A 16,419-nucleotide genomic window follows, 5' to 3' on the forward strand; every position below is an offset into this window, starting at 1 on the left:
CAAGGCATCGATGTGAGCCAATGTGACGCTTACTCCTTCATGCTCTGCTGATGCGGGTTCCGGTTGCCCAGCACGGCGTGACGTTACATGTGCTGGCCGGGGCGTCACCCTCGGATCGGCCGATTGATGCAGGCGACATGCCCGCTCACGACCTTGGTCACCGTTCGCTTGCTGACTATCTGAGGATGCGCAGCGAGGGGGCCACCTGGCGACGGGGCCCAGTTACTGCGATCAACGGACCGCCCGACAGTGGCGTCACCGGCGGAGGCGCGTGATCTTGCCTCCTGAGTTGAGGCACCTGCGGCGCACCGCAGGAACCTCAGATGGACGAGTCGCCGGTGGCGCTACTTGCCGCGAGGTCAGGCTCGGTGTCCGAGCGTCGCGCCCTTCGCAACCGACTTCGCACGCACCACACGGGGGCGTTGAATGTCTATGGGCTGGCGCGTCGTACCAAGTGTCCAATCCCCATCTATACTGGTCGCTCGGGCACGTCGGCATACAAGGAGAACTAGATCAATGGGCCGCACCGCGCTGGCGCCTTACAAGGTCGACAAGATCACGTACGGGGCGCACCCCAACACGGAGGGGATGGTCCGTGCCCGCGCCCGCTACCGCCGCGAGGAGGGCGGGCCACTTCTCGACATCTACGGCAAGGGCAAAACCAACGCCGCTGCCAAGCGCGACCTGGAGAAGAACCTCGACGCCAAGTCGAAGCAACACCACGGTGGTAGCAGTCAGGTCACGACGAAGACCACGGTCGCCCAGGTCGCCGAGGTGTGGTTAGGAGAGAAGCGCGCTCAGCGACCGCCACTCTCCGACCGTACCTTGGACGAGTATGCGAAGTGGGTCGGCGCGTACGTCGAAGGCACCGACTACGGACGACTTACGATCACCGCCGCCGCCAACGTGATTCGGGGCGAGCAGCACCTCCGGGCCGTTGCGAACGGCGAGCACAAGAAGTCCGCTCGCGGTGGCGGAGAGGGCGCGATGCGGTCGGCGCGCAAGGTGCTGCACGGACTCATGGACACGGCCTATCGCCACGGAGCGATCCCATCCCCTGTGCGCTTCCGGTTGCAGGGTCGAACTGTGAAGGACGACCGCCGTCAGATCGACACCGAACGAGCATTCACGCCTGAGGAGTTGCGGAGGGTTCAGGAGACTGCTGACGCAAGCGCGTCAGACGTGGGCGATCTCGTCGCATTCCTCTCTGTCATGGGCTGCCGGATCTCGGAGGCCCTGCACGGCGTCCACTGGGACGACGTCGACCTGCAGACCGGGCGGGTGGTCATCCGAGGCACCAAGAGCAAGAACGCGGTTCGGACGGCAACGATCCCCGCTTGGGTTTCCGAGCGGCTGGCCAAGCGAGCAGCAACGTTCGGGAACAACGGCCTCGTCTTCGGCGTGACCCGCTATGCGAGCAAGGTCGGGAAGCCGCGCGACCTGTCTAACGTGCTCGACACCCTTCGTAGGGTTCTGGACGACGCCGGGGCAACGTGGGCCGGATCGCACACCTTCCGACGTTCTGTTGCGACGATGCTGGACGAGCGCGGACATGGCGTCGGCGCCATCGCCACCCTGCTCGGACAGGATCCCGTCACGACCATGTCGTACATCAAGACTAAGAACGTGGGGGAGGCTGCTGCGCTCGCCTTCGAGTCCGAGTGGTGACCATCCTGCGTCTGTAGATGGGGATAAGGTGGGGATGTCCTCCAACGCCAAGAGGGCCTGACTTGCGTTTCCGCAGGTCAGGCCCTCTCTCTGCTCCCCCGGTTGGACTCGAACCAACAACCCTCCGGTTAACAGCCGAATGCTCTGCCAGTTGAGCTACAGGGGATCGGTGCAGCGCGCACACATTAGCAAGGCTGCCCGGCGCGGAAAAATCGAGGGGGTCAGCCGGGCTCGACCTCGGCGCGGGCCGCGGCGAGGCCCCGCTCGGCGGCCTCGCGGACCCCCGGGTCGTCGGGGTCGAGGCCCTCGTCGAGCTCGTAGGCCCACGTCAGCGCGCGGTCGCCCGCGGCCGCCCTGCGGGCCACGACGCGCAGGCCGCGCCCGCCGACGACCGGCACGTGGCGGGTGAGGACGACGCTGGCGCTCACCCGTTCCCGGACCAGCTCGAGCAGCCGCCCGGGCTCGGCGACCGAGAGCCGGTGCACCGGCTGCGGCTCGCCCCAGGTGCCGACCTCACGGACCACCAGCGCGGTGCTGTCGCGGTCCCAGTGCGCCGCCTGGACCTCCTCCCACGGGACCCGCCGGTCCGGCAGGTAGAGCGCCTCGCGGGTGCCGCCGACCGGGCCGAGGGAGGTGTCGCTCCAGGCGAGCAGGCGCTCCCCGCGACGTACGCCGAGGTCGGGGGTGTCGCGACGCGGCCGACCGGGCAGCGGCAGCCTCACGTGGCGCCGACCGTGCGCTCGCGCAGGGTGCGGCGGTGCTGCTCGAGGGCGGCGAGCTCGCCGAACATCCGGTTGTACTCGGTGGCGTTCTCCACCGGGTTCGTGCGCTGCAACCTCGACTTCAGGTCGGCGATGCGGCGCATCGCGGTCAGCTCGAGGAGCCGGAAGACGTGCATCGAGACGTACGCCGCGTCCGGCTCCTTCGCGGTCCGGATCGGCTCGACGGCCAGCGCGCTGATCGCCGAGGAGACCGCGGGGTCGGTGGCCGCGTCGCGCAGGCGGCCGGCCCAGCTCGCGTCACCAGACCCGGCGACGGGTCCTCCGGCCGCGGCGACCAGCTCCCACACCGCCCGGTAGACGGGGTGGGTGAAGTCGTCGGTGCCGATGTCGGAGGTGGTCCGCCCGATCGCCATGGGGTGCTGGATGACCAGCTTGAGGGTCTCCCGCTCGAGGGCGAACCGGGGGTCGCGCAGGTCGGGGACCGGGTTGCGCGGCGCGGGCGGTGCCGGCGCCTCCGGCTCGGCGCGGCGGGCACCGCGCTGGTCGGGCTTGGCCGGGCCGCGGCTCGTGGCGCGGCGTACCTCCCCGCGCGCCTGCTCGATGTCGACGCCGACCATGCCGGCGAGCTCGCGGGCGAAGGCGTCGACCTTCGAGCGGTCGCGGATGCTGGAGACGAGCCGGGCGCCCTCACGCAGCGCGTCCACGCGGCTGTCGGCGCGGTCGAGGTCGTACTTGCCGACGACGTTGCCGAGGACGAACCGGTAGAGCGGCACCCGGCGGGCCACGAGCTCGCGGACGGCGGCGTCGCCCTGCTTGATCCGCAGGTCGCAGGGGTCCATGCCGTCGGGCTCGACGGTGACGTAGGTCTGGGAGACGAAGTTCTGGTCGCCGCCGAACGTGCGCAGCGCGGCCTTCTGGCCCGCGGCGTCGCCGTCGAAGGCGAAGATCACCTCGCCGCGGAACTCCTCGTGGTCGTGCATGAACCGCCGCAGCACCCGCGCGTGCTCGTCGCCGAACGCGGTGCCGCACGTCGCGACCGCGGTGGTGACGCCGGCGAGGTGGCAGGCCATCACGTCGGTGTAGCCCTCGACGACCACGGCCTGGGAGGAGCGCGCCATGTCCTTGCGCGCGAGATCGATGCCGTAGAGCACCTGGCTCTTCTTGTAGATCGGCGTCTCGGAGGTGTTGAGGTACTTCGCGTCGATCCGGTCGTCCTCGAAGATCCGGCGCGCGCCGAAGCCGATGGTGTCGCCGCCGGCCTCGCGGATGGGCCAGAGCAGGCGGCCGCGGAAGCGGTCGTAGGCCGAGCGGCCGACCGCGACGAGGCCGCCGACGACCAGCTCCTCCTGGGAGAACGCCTTCTGCCGCAGGTGCTTGAAGAGCGCGTCGCCGTCGCGCGGGGCGAAGCCGACGCCGAACATCTCCGCCGCGGACTGGTCGAACCCGCGCTCGGCGAGGAACTGCCGGGCGACCAGCGCGTCCGGCGTCGAGAGCTGCTCGGCGTAGAACTGCTGGGCCGCCTTGTGCGCCTCGACCAGCCGGTTGCGCTGGGGGCCGCGGGGGCGGTCCTCGCGGACGTCGCCCTCCTCGCGGCGCAGCTGGACCCCGAACTTGTCGGCGAGCCGCTCGACGGCCTCGGCGAAGGACAGCGCGTCGATGTCCATCACGAACTTGATGACGTCGCCGCCGGCCTGGCAGCCGAAGCAGTGGAAGAACCCGCGGCTCGGGGTGACGTGGAAGGAGGGCGACTTCTCGTCGTGGAACGGGCAGAGCCCCTTCAGCGACCCGCCGCCGGCGTTGCGCAGGCTGACGTGCTCGGAGACCACGTCGTCGATGCGCGCCTTCTCGCGCACCTCGGCGATGCTCTCCTCGCGGATCAGGCCTGCCACGAGGCCGATCCTAGGCGCCGGACGGGGATCAGTACTCGCCGGTCATCAGGTTGTGGAGCGGCTCCCCCGCGGCGTACCGGTGCAGCTGGTCGCGGACCAGCCGGTGGGCCCGCGGCCACATCGCGCTGCTGGCGCCGCCCACGTGCGGGCTGACGAGCAGCCCGGGCGCGTCCCACAACGGGCTGTCGGCCGGGAGCGGCTCGGTGTCGGCGACGTCGAGGGCCGCACGGACCCGGCCGGCGTGGAGCGCCGCGACCAGGTCGTCGGTCACGACCACGCCGCCGCGGGCGACGTTGACCAGCAGCGCGCCGTCCTTCATCCGGCCGAGGAAGCCGGCGTCGACCAGGCCGCGGGTGGCGTCGGTCAGCGGCACCACGAGCACGACCACGTCGGCCTCGGGCAGGAGCGTGGGCAGGTCCTCGATCGGGTGCACGCCCTCACGGGCGGTCCGGGCGACGCGGACCACGTCGACCTCGAACGGGAGCAGCCGGGCCTCGATCGCCTCGCCGATGGCGCCGTACCCGACGAGCAGCACGCGCCGGTCGGCCAGCGCCGGGCGCCAGCCGGGCGTCCACTCGTGGCGGTCCTGGGCGCGGACGAAGTCCGGGATGCCGCGGAGCGAGGCGAGGACCAGCGCGAGGGTCAGCTCAGCGGTCGAGGTGTCGTGGATGCCGCGGCCGTTGCACAGCGCCACGCCCTCGGGCACCCGGGAGCGGACGTTGTCCACGCCGGCGGAGAGCAGCTGCACGACCTCGAGGCTGCGCATCCGCGGCAGCACGTCGCCGATCGCCGGCCCCATCTGGTACGGCGGCACGTAGAAGCGCACGTCCTCGACCGAGTCCGGGACCTCCTGCGTCGGGTCGACCACCTCGTAGCGCAGCCCGTCGGGCGGGTCTCCCAGCTCGGCGGGGTCGAAGGGCAGCCAGACGAGTCGGTCGCTCACATTGTCGACCCTACCGGTAGGGAATCACGCGCCTCGCCGGCGACCGCTCAGCGGCACAGGCGGGCGTGCCACTCGACGGCGCTCGCGTCGGTGAGCGAGGCCACCTGGTCGACGACCACCCGCAGCCGGGCGGCGTCGTCGGCCGCGGCCCGCCAGTCGTCGGCGAGCGGCCGCTGCAGCGCGTCGGGGCCGCGGTCGGCCAGCGCGGCGACCAACTCGGCCACGAGCTCCCGCTGCCGCTCCATCAGCGCCACCCGGTCCTCGGCCTGCATCACGTAGCGCGCGGCGACGCCCTTGAGCACCGCGATCTCCAGGCGCGTGGCCTCCGGGACGACCAGGTCGGCGCGGTAGCGGACGAACGGCCCCTCCCCCGCGGCGTACGTCGCGTGCTGCACCGCCCCGCAGAACCGGCCGATCAGGTCGCTCGTGAGGTTCTTCAGCGCCGCCAGCCCGCGCCGGGTGCCGTCGTAGGGCGCGGCCGGCCACGACCCCTGCGTCCGGAGGCCGGCGAGGACCTCGTCGAGCACGTCGTCGGTGGCGTCGGGGACGTACCAGTCGCGCACCGTCTCCCACACCGCGGCGGTGTCGAGCCGGGTCAGGTCGACGCGGCCGGCCACGATGCCGTCCTCGATGTCGTGCACGGAGTAGGCCACGTCGTCGGCGAGGTCCATCACCTGCGCCTCGAGGCACTGCCGCGCACCGACCGCGCCGCGGCGCATCCAGTCGAAGACCGGCCGGTCGTCGTCGTACACCCCGAACTTGCTGACCTCGCGCGGCGAGCCGTCGGCGTGCACGCCCTGCGGGTCCTCGGCACGCTCCCGCGGCCAGGGGTACTTGGTGCAGGCGTCCAGGGTGGCGCGGGTGAGGTTGAGCCCGACCGACGCGCCGTCGGGGCCGAAGGTCTTGGCCTCCAGCCGGGTCAGCAGGCGCAGGGTCTGCGCGTTGCCCTCGAACCCGCCGCAGCCGGCGCTGAGCTCGGCGAGCACGCGCTCCCCGTTGTGGCCGAACGGCGGGTGGCCCAGATCGTGGGCGAGCGCGGCGGTCTCGGCGATGTCCGGCTGGCTGCCCAGCGCCCGGGAGAGGTCGCGGGCGACCTGGGCCACCTCGAGGCTGTGGGTGAGCCGGTTGCGGACGAAGTCGTCGGTCTGCGGGTCCACCACCTGCGTCTTGGCGGCCAACCGCCTCGAGGCGGCCGCGTGCACCACCCGGGCGCGGTCGCGCTCGAACGCGGTCCGCTCGGGGGCGTCGACGCGCTTGGGCGGCTCCGGGACGACGCGCTCGCGCGCGGCGTCGTCGTACAGCTCCTCGGTGGTCATGGCGGGGGCGAGCCTAGAGGGGCCCGCCCCCGGCACGGGGAGTCAGTACGTCGTGACGTGCACGTGGTCGTAGTGGTTGGCCGTGACCGAGCCACGGTCCTCCATCGAGCGCCAGCCCTCACCGGAGCGCTCCACCGACCAGATCCTCTGGGCGTAGATCAGGTAGGAGATGCCCAGCTCGGCGTAGTTGGCGCGGAGGTACTCGGCGATCTGCCAGCCGAGGTCGCCGCTGACCATGATGTCGAGGGCGATGCCCTGGGCGTGCTCGCCGTCCCCGCGGAAGTCACCGTAGGAGGTGATCTGGGGGTACGCCGCGCACACGGCCTGGTGGACGGCGGCCACGTTGGGGCTGACCCCGGCGGAGACGGACGTGCCGTTGGTGCACGTGCCCCCGACGGCCGGCTTGGCCGCGGCGGTCTCCTCCGCGCTCTCCACCTCGGGCTTCTCGGCGACCAGGTAGCCCTTGGTGACCCAGCGGGCGGTCCCCTCGACGACGACCTCCTCGCGGCCGAAGAGCGAGCGGCCGGTGACCAGCACCTTGGTCAGCTCGTCGAGGACGCCGACCTTGGTGGCCTCCTCACCGGGGGCGTCCCACAGGTTCAGCGCCTCGGTGGTCCACTGCTTCTCGTCCGCCGCGCGGACGGCGCGGCGCGTGGCCTCGGCGGAGGTCATCAGCTCGGCCTTGGTGGGCTTGCGCTCGATGCGGTCGGCGGAGCGGGAGACGATCGGCTGGCGCTCGAACGCGAGGTCGGCCGACGGGCTCGGGACCGTCGCCTCGCGTGCGTTCGCGGTCACCAGCTCGGTCGTCGAGGGTGCTCCGACGACCCCGAGGGTCACCGCGCCGGCGGTGGCGAGGAGGGCGATGGGAGCCGCCACGAAGGCGGCCCGGGGCTTGCGGCGGGCATCGGCGTCCCGCTTGTGGCGGTGGTCTGCCACAGCGCTGAATCCTTTGCAGTTGCGTACATGGGACGGCCGGTCAGCTCGTCGCTGGACCGGCACGGTCACCTACCGTGGCACACCTTCGCGCAGTTGCGTGAAAGATCAACGGTAAAAACCGCTGTGCGTCGGCTCACCCGCCGGTGCCGCTGTCCGCGTCCTCCGCCAGCACGCAGCCCAGGCCATCGGTCTCGTCGAGCCAGCCCTCGGGCAGCACCACCTTGCTGCGCGGCGAGCCCTGGCGCCCGCGCGGCGCACCCAGCTCCGAGGCGGGGAAGGCCTCGTCGGGGTCGAGCTCGGCCAGCAGCGCGTCGAGCGCGGCCAGGCTGTCGACGAGGCCGAGCGAGCGACGCATCTGGCCACCGGCGGCGAACCCCTTGAGGTACCACGAGACGTGCTTGCGGAACTCCTTGCAGCCCCGCTCCTCCCCCATGTGCTGGCACAGCAGCTCGGCGTGCCGGCGCATCATCGCCGCCACCTCGCCGAGCGTCGGCAGGGTCTCGACCTGCTCGCCACCGAAGGCGGCCGCGAGATCGCGGAACAGCCACGGCCGGCCCAGGCAGCCGCGACCGACGACGACGCCCGCGGCGCCGGTCTGCTCGACCATGCGCACTGCGTCGGCCGCCTCCCAGATGTCGCCGTTGCCGAGCACCGGGATGTCGACGGACGCGGCGAGCTCGCCGATGGCGTCCCAGTCCGCCTCGCCGGAGTAGGCCTGCGCGACGGTCCGGCCGTGCAGGGCAATCGCCGCGGCGCCGGCCTCCTGGGCGATCCGGCCGGCGTCGAGGTAGGTCAGGTGGTCCTCGTCGATGCCCTTGCGCGTCTTCATCGTCACCGGCACGTCGTACGGCGTGGCCGCCGCGACCGCGTGCTCGAGGATCCGGCCGAGGAGGCCGCGCTTCCACGGCAGCGCGCCGCCGCCGCCCTTGCGGGTGACCTTCGGGACCGGGCAGCCGAAGTTGAGGTCGATGTGCGCGACGCCGTACTCCGCGCAGAGGATCTCCGCGGCCTTGCCGACGTAGACCGGGTCGGTGCCGTAGAGCTGCACCGACCGCGTGGTCTCCAGCTCGTCGAAGACCAGCATGTCGCGGGTGTGCTGGTCACCCTCGACCAGCCCGCGGCTGGTGATCATCTCGCAGACGTAGAGGCCGGCGCCCTGCTCGGCGCACAGCCGGCGGTACGCCGCGTTGGTGATGCCCGCCATCGGCGCGAGCACGACGGGGGTGTCGACGCGCAGCGACCCGAGGGCCAGCGAGGAGGGCAGCGACATGCCCTCCATTGTCCGGAGGGCCGCCGGCACGGCAAAACCGTGGCTCAGCGGGGCACGGTCCCCTGCACGGCGAAGCCCCACTCGCGGCGGTAGCGGCTGGCCCGGGCGCAGTCCGCTCCCCCGGCCGCCACGTCGACCAGGCACCGGACGAGGACGTAGCCCTTCCCGGGCACCCCGGAGAGGTGGACGAGGCCGCCGCCCTCCTTCTCGAACCAGACCTGCTCGCCCAGCTGGTGGGTGAGCCGCCTCGTGGCCAGCAGCCGTCCGTCGGCCACGCGACGTACCTGCAGGTCCTCGTGGCGGGTGGTCGGCGTCGCCGCGACACCGGCGACGAGCGTGCCGTCGGCGGAGATCGCGCTCGGCAGGAACGCCGCGTCCCAGGCCGGCGTGCCCGGCTCCTCCAGCGACGTGGGGCCGTAGCGCCCCGCGGTCGTCTCGACCATCGCCAGGTCCTGCCGGGGAGCGACCACGGCGCTGTGGACGTCGACACAGGTCAGCGACTCCTCCAGCTCCCCGACCGGCTCGGGCGGCACCCACGTGCAGGTCCGGCCCGGCAGGGCGATCCGCACGCCGCCGCCGTCCCAGCGCAGCGCCCGGCCGACCTCGCCGGGGAACGCCAGCCGGGCCGAGACCCGCCCCGCGAGGGAGAGCACCACGCCGACCGCGCCGCCGTCACGGTCCGTGGTCCACCGCAGGACCCGGTAGGGGTGGAAGGACTGCAGGAAGTACGTCCCGCCCTCGCGGTCCCACGCGCGAGCGACCTCCCGCGCGCTGCCGCGGCCGCCGACGGCGTACAGGCGCACCGAGGTCTGCCGCTCCTGGGCGACCAGCCAGCCGGCGTTGGAGGGCCCCACCAGCCGCAGGGAGTACGCCGGGTCCCGCGGCACCCCGATCCGCCGCTCCCTGCCGCTGCGCAGGTGGAGCAGCGCGGCGCCGCGCGGCTCGGGGAGCCGCTCGAGCCACGCGAGGTCGGCGTCGGGGCCGCGGGGCAGGTCGCCGTCGCCCGCGGTCGCGGGCGCCGCCTGGACGACCAGGACCGGGACGACCAGGGCCAGGACGGCCAGGGCCCGGGCGAGCAGGGCGACCAGCGGGGGCTTCCTCATGACCGGTCCGACGCGCGTCGTCCCGGAAAGGTTCAGCCCTTCCCGCCGCCGGACTTCCCCGACTTCTTCGCGCCCTTCTTCCCGGGTCCGCCCTTCTTCACCTTCTGGAGCTCACCGGTCCAGGTGATCGGGTTGAACTCCTGGCTCGGGCGGAAGCTCACCGCCGTCAGCTCGCCCTTGCCCGGGGCGAGGTAGACCAGGCAGACGTCGGCCTTCTTGCCGGGGCCGAACTTCTTCGGCAGCGGCGCGCTCGGGCAGGGGTCGAAGCGGCTCGCGAAGGAGGAGTGCTCGATGAGGGTGTTCTTGCCGTCGACGATGTAGAGCGGCTGCAGGCGCATGCCGCCGAGGTCGCTGTCGCCCTCGTTCGTGACGGTCGCCCGCACGAAGTAGGGGTTGGACTTCTTGGTCGCGGCGTCGAGCTGCCAGCCGCTGAACGACTCCTTGAACGAGGTCCTCTCCAGGCGCTGGACCTCGATGCCGAGCACCCCGACCCGGCCCTGCCGCGGCTCGTAGGCCACGACGGCCTCCTCGCCGACCTCCAGCTCGGTGCCCTGCGGGGTGAGCTCGACGCCGTCCGGCACCGGGAGGTACGGCGTCGCGCTGGCCGACGCCGTGCCCGCGCCCGCCGTCGGCGAGCTGCTGCCCCCCGCGTCCGGCTCGTCGCCGGAGTCGTCGGAGCAGGCGGTCAGCAGCAGGCTGCCGGCGAGCAGGCCGGCCAGCACGGCACGGGCGTGACGGGGAGGACGCATCCCTCGATTGTGCATGGAGGGCCTGGTCAGCACCCGACGAATCGCTGGGCGAACCAGCCGGTGACCTGATCGAGCCCGACCCGCTCCTGCTCCATCGTGTCGCGCGAGCGGACGGTGACGGCCTGGTCCTCGAGGGTGTCGAAGTCCACGGTCACGCAGTACGGCGTGCCGATCTCGTCCTGGCGGCGGTAGCGGCGGCCGATCGCGCCGGAGTCGTCGAAGTCGACGTTCCAGCCGGCGGTGCGCAGCGCGGTCGCGAGGTCCTTGGCCTTGGGCGAGAGGTCGGCGTTGCGGCTCAGCGGCAGCACCGCGACCTTGACCGGCGCCAGGCGCGGGTCGAGGCGCAGCACGGTGCGCTTGTCGACGCCGCCCTTGGTGTTGGGGGCCTCGTCCTCGGTGTAGGCGTCGACCAGGAAGGTCATCAGGCTGCGCGAGAGGCCGGCTGCCGGCTCGATGACGTAGGGCGTGTAGCGCTCGTTGTTGGCCTGGTCGAAGTACGACAGGTCCTGGCCGGAGTGCTGGGCGTGGGTGGAGAGGTCGAAGTCGGTGCGGTTCGCGATGCCCTCGAGCTCACCCCACTCCGAGCCGGTGAACCCGAAGCGGTACTCGATGTCCACGGTCCGCTTGGAGTAGTGGCTCAGCTTCTCCTTGGCGTGCTCGTAGTGGCGCAGGTTGTCGGGGTTGATCCCGAGGTCGACGTACCACTGCGTGCGCTGGTCGATCCAGTACTGGTGCCACTCCTCGTCCTCGCCGGGCTTGACGAAGAACTCCATCTCCATCTGCTCGAACTCGCGGGTGCGGAAGATGAAGTTGCCCGGCGTGATCTCGTTGCGGAAGCTCTTGCCGATCTGGGCGATGCCGAACGGCGGCTTCTGGCGGCTCGAGGTGACGACGTTGGCGAAGTTCACGAAGATGCCCTGCGCGGTCTCGGGGCGCAGGTAGTGAAGGCCGGTCTCGTCCTCGGTGACGCCCAGGTGGGTCTTGAGCATGCCGGAGAACTGCCGCGGCTCGGTCCAGGCCCCGCGCGTGCCGCAGTTGGTGCAGGCGACCTCCTTGAGGTCCACCGAGTCGGGGTCCTCGATGCCCTTCTTCTCCGCGTACGCCTCCTGCAGGTGGTCGTAGCGGAAGCGCTTGTGGCACGACTGGCACTCGGTCAGCGGGTCGTTGAAGGTGTCGACGTGGCCGCTGGCCTCCCACACCTGGCGCGGCAGGATGATGCTGGAGTCCAGGCCCACGACGTCCTCGCGCATGGTGACCATGGACTTCCACCACTGGCGCTTGATGTTCTCCTTCAGCTCCACGCCCAGCGGGCCGTAGTCCCACGCCGAGCGCGTGCCGCCGTAGATCTCGCCGCACGGGTAGACGAAGCCCCGACGCTTGGCGAGGGAGACGACGTGGTCGACGGTCGTTGCGGGCGGCTTGGCCACGGGGGAACCTCTCAGGCGGAACTGCAGGGTGCTGCAGGCGGATCTCGGACGGCTCGGACGAGCGAGCGATCAGCCTAGCGAGCGGGGCACCCCGGTGTTCAGCACGGTCCCCGGGTCCACGGGCTCGTAGGCGCTGGGCTCGTCGAGCGCCCGGCTCAGCACCGGGACGGCGTCCAGCTTGACGTCGTACGCCGACAGGGCGCGGCGGTAGGCGCCGGCGTTCTCCCACGTCGTGGTGAGCACCCACAGGGTCGGGTCGTCGACGTTGCGGCCGATCCGGCCGGCGACGTACCCCGGTCGGGCCGCGAGCGCGGCGTGGGCGCGCTCGAGGTCGGCGCGGAAGCGGTCGTCGCCCTCGGGCGCACGGAAGCGGTTGACCACGAGCACGGCCCGACCCTAGCCCGGAGTCGATTTGACAATCGTTCTCATCAGTTCTGAGAATCGTTCTCATGAACTTCCGCCGCCGTCCTGCCGCCGCGTCGCTGACCGTCGGCGCGCTGTCCGCGACCCTCGCCCTCAGCGGCTGCGCCGCGCTCACCGGCGAGGACGATGCGGGCGGGTCCGCCGCCGACTCCCGCACGGTCGCCGCCGCGCTCTACCCCATCGCGTACGTCGCCGAGCGGGTCGCCGGCGACGCGTTCGACGTCGAGAACCTCACCTCCCCCGGCGGCGAGCCGCACGACCTCGAGCTCGGCGTCGGCGAGACCGCGCTGGTGGCCGACTCCGCCCTGCTGGTCTACGTCGAGTCCCTCCAGCCCGCGGTCGACGCGGCCGCCGAGGAGAACGCCGGCGGCGAGGTGCTCGACGCCGCCACCGTCGTCGACCTGCTGCCCTTCGAGGACGAGCACGCGCACGAGGAGCACGCGGACCACGAGGACCACGCGTCCGAGGAGGAGGGCCACGACCACGAGGGCCACGACCACGGCGAGCACGACCCGCACTTCTGGCAGGACCCGCTCCGGATGGCGGAGCTCGGCGACGCCGTGGCCGAACGCCTGGCCGAGATCGACCCGGGCCAGGCCGACACCTTCGCCGCCAACGCGGACGCGCTCCGCACCGACCTCGAGGCGCTCGACCAGGAGTACGTCACCGGGCTGGCCGACTGCACGACGTACACGGTCGTCACCAACCACGACGCGTTCGGCTACCTGGAGAAGTACGGGCTGGAGCTGGAGTCCATCGCCGGCATCTCCCCCGACGCCGAGCCCAGCCCCGCGACGCTCGCCGAGCTGCAGGAGGTGATCGACGCCGAGGGCGTCACGACCGTCTTCTCCGAGTCGCTGGTGAGCCCGAAGACCGCCGAGGTGCTGGCCGACGACGCCGGCGTGCGCACCGACGTGCTGGACACCGTCGAGGGCCTGACCGACGAGACCGCGGACGAGGACTACCTTTCCCTCATGCGTGCCAACCTCGCCGCCCTCCAGGAGGCGAACGGCTGTTGAGCTCCTCCCACCCCGGTTCCGAGCCGGTCGTCGAGCTGCGCGACGGCGCGGTCGCCATCGGCGGGCGACCGGTGCTGCGGCACGTCGACCTCACCGTGCGGCAGGGCGAGTTCGTGACGCTGCTCGGACCCAACGGCTCCGGCAAGTCCACGCTGGTGCGCGCGCTCACGGGGCTGCGGCCGCTGACGCTCGGGACGCTCCACCTGTTCGGCACGCCGCTCGCGTCGTTCCGCGACTGGCACCGGCTGGGCTTCGTGCCGCAGCGCTCGAGCGCCGCGAGCGGCGTGCCCGCGTCGGTCGCCGAGGTCGTCGGCTCCGGCCGGTTGACCCGCCGCCGGCTGCTGCGCCCCGCGAGCCGCGCCGACCGCGCCGCCGTCGCCTCCGCGCTCGAGCTCGTCGGCCTCGCCGACCGGGCCCGCGACAGCGTCGCCACCCTGTCCGGCGGGCAGCAGCAGCGCGTGCTCATCGCGCGGGCCCTCGCCGGCGAGCCGGACCTGTTCTTCCTCGACGAGCCGACGGCGGGCGTCGACCTGCCCAACCAGCAGGCGCTGGCCGCCGCGCTCGGCGCCCTGTCCGCCGCCGGCAGCACGGTCGTGCTGGTCACCCACGAGCTCGGCCCCCTCGCGCCCCTCGTCGACCGCACGGTCGTGCTGCGCGACGGCCGGGTCGTGTACGACGGCGCACCCCTGCAGGTCGACGACGCGCACGGCCACCACCACCCCAGCCCGCGGCGTACCGACCACCACCCCGGCGTGGTGGCGCCGTTCGACCGGTCCGGAGAGGACGTGCCCTGGTGATCGACCTCCTCGGCCACACGTTCATGCAGCGGGCGCTCATCGCGGCGTTCGTCACCGGCCTCGCCGCGCCCGTGATCGGCACCTACCTGGTCCAGCGACGGCTCTCGCTGCTCGGCGACGGGCTCGGCCACGTCGCGGTCACCGGTGTCGCGATCGGCCTGCTCACCGGGCTGGCGCCGACCTGGACCGCCGTCGCGGTGGCGATCCTCGGCGCGATCGCGATCGAGGTGATCCGCGAGCGCGGCAACACCAGCGGCGACCTGGCCCTCGCCCTGCTCTTCTACGGCGGCCTCGCCGGCGGCGTGATGATCACCGGTCTGGCCGGTCAGAGCGCCGCGACGCTGAACCGGTTCCTCTTCGGCTCCATCACCTCGATCTCGCTCGACGACATCTGGTTCACCCTCGGCCTGGCGGTGCTGATCCTCGTGGTCGGCCTGGGGCTGCTGCCGCAGCTGTTCACCGTCGCCCAGGACCAGGACTTCGCCCGGGTGGCGGGCCTGAACGTGCGCGCCTACAACCTGCTGGTCGCCGTCCTGGCCGCGGTCACGGTCACCATCGCGATGCGCACCGTCGGGCTGCTGCTGGTCTCGGCGCTGATGATCGTGCCGGTGGCGACGTCCCAGCAGCTGGCGCGGTCGTTCCGCCGGACGGTCGTCGGCGCGGTGCTCGTCGGGGCGGGGTCGGCCGTCGGCGGGCTGCTCGTGTCGGCGTACGCCTCCGTGCGCCACGACGTCTCCCTCGCCCCCGGCTCCACCATCGTGCTGCTGGCGCTGGCGTGCTTCGTCGGCACCTGGCCCGTCGGCGCCTGGCAGCGCCGCCGCGACCGGCTCCACGCGCCGTTCCCCGCCGAGCCGGTGGAGGGGCACGAGACGACCGACCACCCCCACGACCACGGCCCTGCCTGCGGGCACCCCGCGGTGCCGCACGACGACCACGTCGACTACGTCCACGACGGCCACCGGCACGCGCCGCACGGCGAGCACTACGACGAGCACTGAGCGGAGCAGCCCATGACCGAGCAGACCCCTCTGCGCCCCACCCGGCAGCGGCTCGCCGTCGCCGAGGCGCTCGCCTCCGTCGACGACTTCCGCTCCGCCCAGGAGATCCACGACCTGCTCGGCAAGCGCGGCGAGCCGGTCGGGCTCGCCACCGTCTACCGCACGCTCCAGCGCCTCGCCGACGCCGGCGAGGTCGACCTGCTGCGCACCGAGGACGGCGAGGCGGTCTACCGCCGCTGCTCCGGCACGCACCACCACCACCTGGTCTGCCGCTCCTGCGGCGCCACCGTCGAGGTCGAGGGTCCCGCCGTCGAGCGCTGGACCCGCAGCATCGCCGGCGAGCACGGCTACTCCGACGTCAGCCACACCCTCGAGATCTTCGGCACCTGCCCCGCCTGCCGCTGACCGCCGGCCGCGCTGGTCGAGCAGGAGGCGCGCCAGCGCCGACGTCATCGAGACCCGGTGAGCGCCCCCGCTGGTTGAGCAGCGAGCGCCAGCGAGCGACGTCGGAACCCGCTGAGTCCCGCTGGTCGAGCAGGAGGCGCGCCAGCGCCGACGTCGTCGAGACCCGGTGAGCCGACCTGCGGCCTGCTGGCCGTGGGCGATTGCGGTGGAGGCAGCTACAGGATGGGTGGGCGGGGGGGCTGCGGGGGTCGTCCGGCTCTCCGGCTGATCGAGGGGCGCTCAGCGACCGTCTCGAAACCTGCCGAGAAAGTAGAGCGAATTTGATGTCCAATATGCGGTCTGACCTGGGGAAACAGCGGTCTGACTGTCGGTGGCGGGTGCTTGAGTGGACTCATGGCCAAGGACTCGAGACACCACGCGCACACCGTGTGCCGCGCTGTCGCGAAGTCCCGCAAGAAGGTCCTTTCAGCCGCGACGTCCGACCTGTGGCGGATGTCTGACGACGAGGTCGCCGCCACGCTGCTCGAAGCGACCCGACTCCGCGCCCAGGCTGAGGCGCTCGAGCTGCGATTGGCCGCGGAGGCCGACCGCCGTCACGTCGGGGAACGTGCCGGCGCCACCGACACCGCCTCCTGGTGGGGCCACCAGACCCGGCAGAACCGGCCCGTCGCGAAGTCCCGGATGCGGTTGGCCGAGTCGCTCGACCGCCACGCCCCCACGTCAGCCGCGTTGACCGAGGGCGCGATCTCGGTCG

General features: G+C 72.4%; 15 protein-coding genes, 1 tRNA gene and 1 pseudogene. 6 read left to right on the plus strand and 11 right to left on the minus strand.

The window, feature by feature from the left end:
• The first annotated feature begins 516 nt into the window (after positions 1-516).
• On the plus strand, positions 517-1,668 hold the full coding sequence (locus QWY28_RS21625; protein ID WP_300954946.1) for a tyrosine-type recombinase/integrase: 1,152 nt from the start codon (positions 517-519) through the stop codon (positions 1,666-1,668).
• Positions 1,669-1,761: 93 nt separating this feature from the next.
• Here the strand turns inward: QWY28_RS21625 and QWY28_RS21630 are convergent.
• The 11 genes from QWY28_RS21630 to QWY28_RS21680 form a co-directional block, all read right to left on the minus strand.
• Positions 1,762-1,834 (minus strand) — tRNA-Asn (locus tag QWY28_RS21630).
• Between the two features lie 55 nt (positions 1,835-1,889).
• Positions 1,890-2,390 carry a hypothetical protein gene (locus QWY28_RS21635; protein ID WP_300954947.1) on the minus strand — a complete coding sequence of 167 codons (501 nt, stop codon included), beginning with the start codon at positions 2,388-2,390 and terminating at the stop codon, positions 1,890-1,892.
• On the minus strand, positions 2,387-4,279 hold the full coding sequence (gene dnaG, locus QWY28_RS21640) for a DNA primase (RefSeq protein ID WP_300954948.1): 1,893 nt from the start codon (positions 4,277-4,279) through the stop codon (positions 2,387-2,389). Before dnaG ends, QWY28_RS21635 begins: the two co-directional genes overlap by 4 nt.
• 28 nt (positions 4,280-4,307) lie before the next feature.
• The gene (locus QWY28_RS21645) at positions 4,308-5,222 is read right to left on the minus strand and encodes a 2-hydroxyacid dehydrogenase (protein WP_300954950.1); all 915 of its coding nucleotides are present in this window, start codon (positions 5,220-5,222) and stop codon (positions 4,308-4,310) included.
• A gap of 47 nt (positions 5,223-5,269) precedes the next feature.
• Positions 5,270-6,538 (minus strand): deoxyguanosinetriphosphate triphosphohydrolase, encoded by a 1,269-nt coding sequence (locus QWY28_RS21650; protein WP_300954951.1) that lies wholly within the window; start codon positions 6,536-6,538, stop codon positions 5,270-5,272.
• A 42-nt stretch (positions 6,539-6,580) separates the two neighbouring features.
• The gene (locus QWY28_RS21655; protein ID WP_300954952.1) at positions 6,581-7,474 is read right to left on the minus strand and encodes a VldE C-terminal domain-containing protein; all 894 of its coding nucleotides are present in this window, start codon (positions 7,472-7,474) and stop codon (positions 6,581-6,583) included.
• Positions 7,475-7,607: 133 nt separating this feature from the next.
• Positions 7,608-8,744: a tRNA dihydrouridine synthase DusB gene (gene dusB, locus QWY28_RS21660; protein ID WP_300954954.1), complete on the minus strand. Its 1,137-nt coding sequence runs from the start codon at positions 8,742-8,744 to the stop codon at positions 7,608-7,610.
• A 44-nt stretch (positions 8,745-8,788) separates the two neighbouring features.
• Positions 8,789-9,847: a hypothetical protein gene (locus QWY28_RS21665; RefSeq protein ID WP_300954955.1), complete on the minus strand. Its 1,059-nt coding sequence runs from the start codon at positions 9,845-9,847 to the stop codon at positions 8,789-8,791.
• A 32-nt stretch (positions 9,848-9,879) separates the two neighbouring features.
• A complete protein-coding gene (locus QWY28_RS21670; RefSeq protein WP_300954956.1) occupies positions 9,880-10,596 on the minus strand; it encodes a hypothetical protein in 717 nt (238 codons plus the stop codon).
• A 26-nt stretch (positions 10,597-10,622) separates the two neighbouring features.
• Positions 10,623-12,023 (minus strand): glycine--tRNA ligase, encoded by a 1,401-nt coding sequence (locus tag QWY28_RS21675; RefSeq protein WP_336622428.1) that lies wholly within the window; start codon positions 12,021-12,023, stop codon positions 10,623-10,625.
• Positions 12,024-12,092: 69 nt separating this feature from the next.
• Entirely contained in the window at positions 12,093-12,410 is a 318-nt protein-coding gene (locus QWY28_RS21680; RefSeq protein WP_300954958.1) for an antibiotic biosynthesis monooxygenase family protein, read from the minus strand.
• A 62-nt stretch (positions 12,411-12,472) separates the two neighbouring features.
• Here QWY28_RS21680 and QWY28_RS21685 point away from each other — a divergent pair, with 62 nt between their 5' ends.
• The 5 genes and pseudogenes from QWY28_RS21685 to QWY28_RS21705 form a co-directional block, all read left to right on the plus strand.
• Positions 12,473-13,465 carry a metal ABC transporter substrate-binding protein gene (locus QWY28_RS21685; RefSeq protein ID WP_300954959.1) on the plus strand — a complete coding sequence of 331 codons (993 nt, stop codon included), beginning with the start codon at positions 12,473-12,475 and terminating at the stop codon, positions 13,463-13,465.
• Positions 13,462-14,262 (plus strand): metal ABC transporter ATP-binding protein, encoded by an 801-nt coding sequence (locus tag QWY28_RS21690; RefSeq protein ID WP_300954961.1) that lies wholly within the window; start codon positions 13,462-13,464, stop codon positions 14,260-14,262. Before QWY28_RS21685 ends, QWY28_RS21690 begins: the two co-directional genes overlap by 4 nt.
• Positions 14,259-15,260 (plus strand): metal ABC transporter permease, encoded by a 1,002-nt coding sequence (locus tag QWY28_RS21695; RefSeq protein WP_336622429.1) that lies wholly within the window; start codon positions 14,259-14,261, stop codon positions 15,258-15,260. The genes QWY28_RS21690 and QWY28_RS21695 overlap by 4 nt, the downstream gene beginning before the upstream one ends.
• Positions 15,261-15,272: 12 nt before the next feature.
• Positions 15,273-15,665: a Fur family transcriptional regulator gene (locus QWY28_RS21700; RefSeq protein WP_300954962.1), complete on the plus strand. Its 393-nt coding sequence runs from the start codon at positions 15,273-15,275 to the stop codon at positions 15,663-15,665.
• Between the two features lie 393 nt (positions 15,666-16,058).
• Positions 16,059-16,419, plus strand: a pseudogene (locus QWY28_RS21705) (HNH endonuclease signature motif containing protein); the annotation flags it as partial.

The organism is Nocardioides oceani, assembly GCF_030412965.1.
Lineage (GTDB): Bacteria > Actinomycetota > Actinomycetes > Propionibacteriales > Nocardioidaceae > Nocardioides > Nocardioides oceani.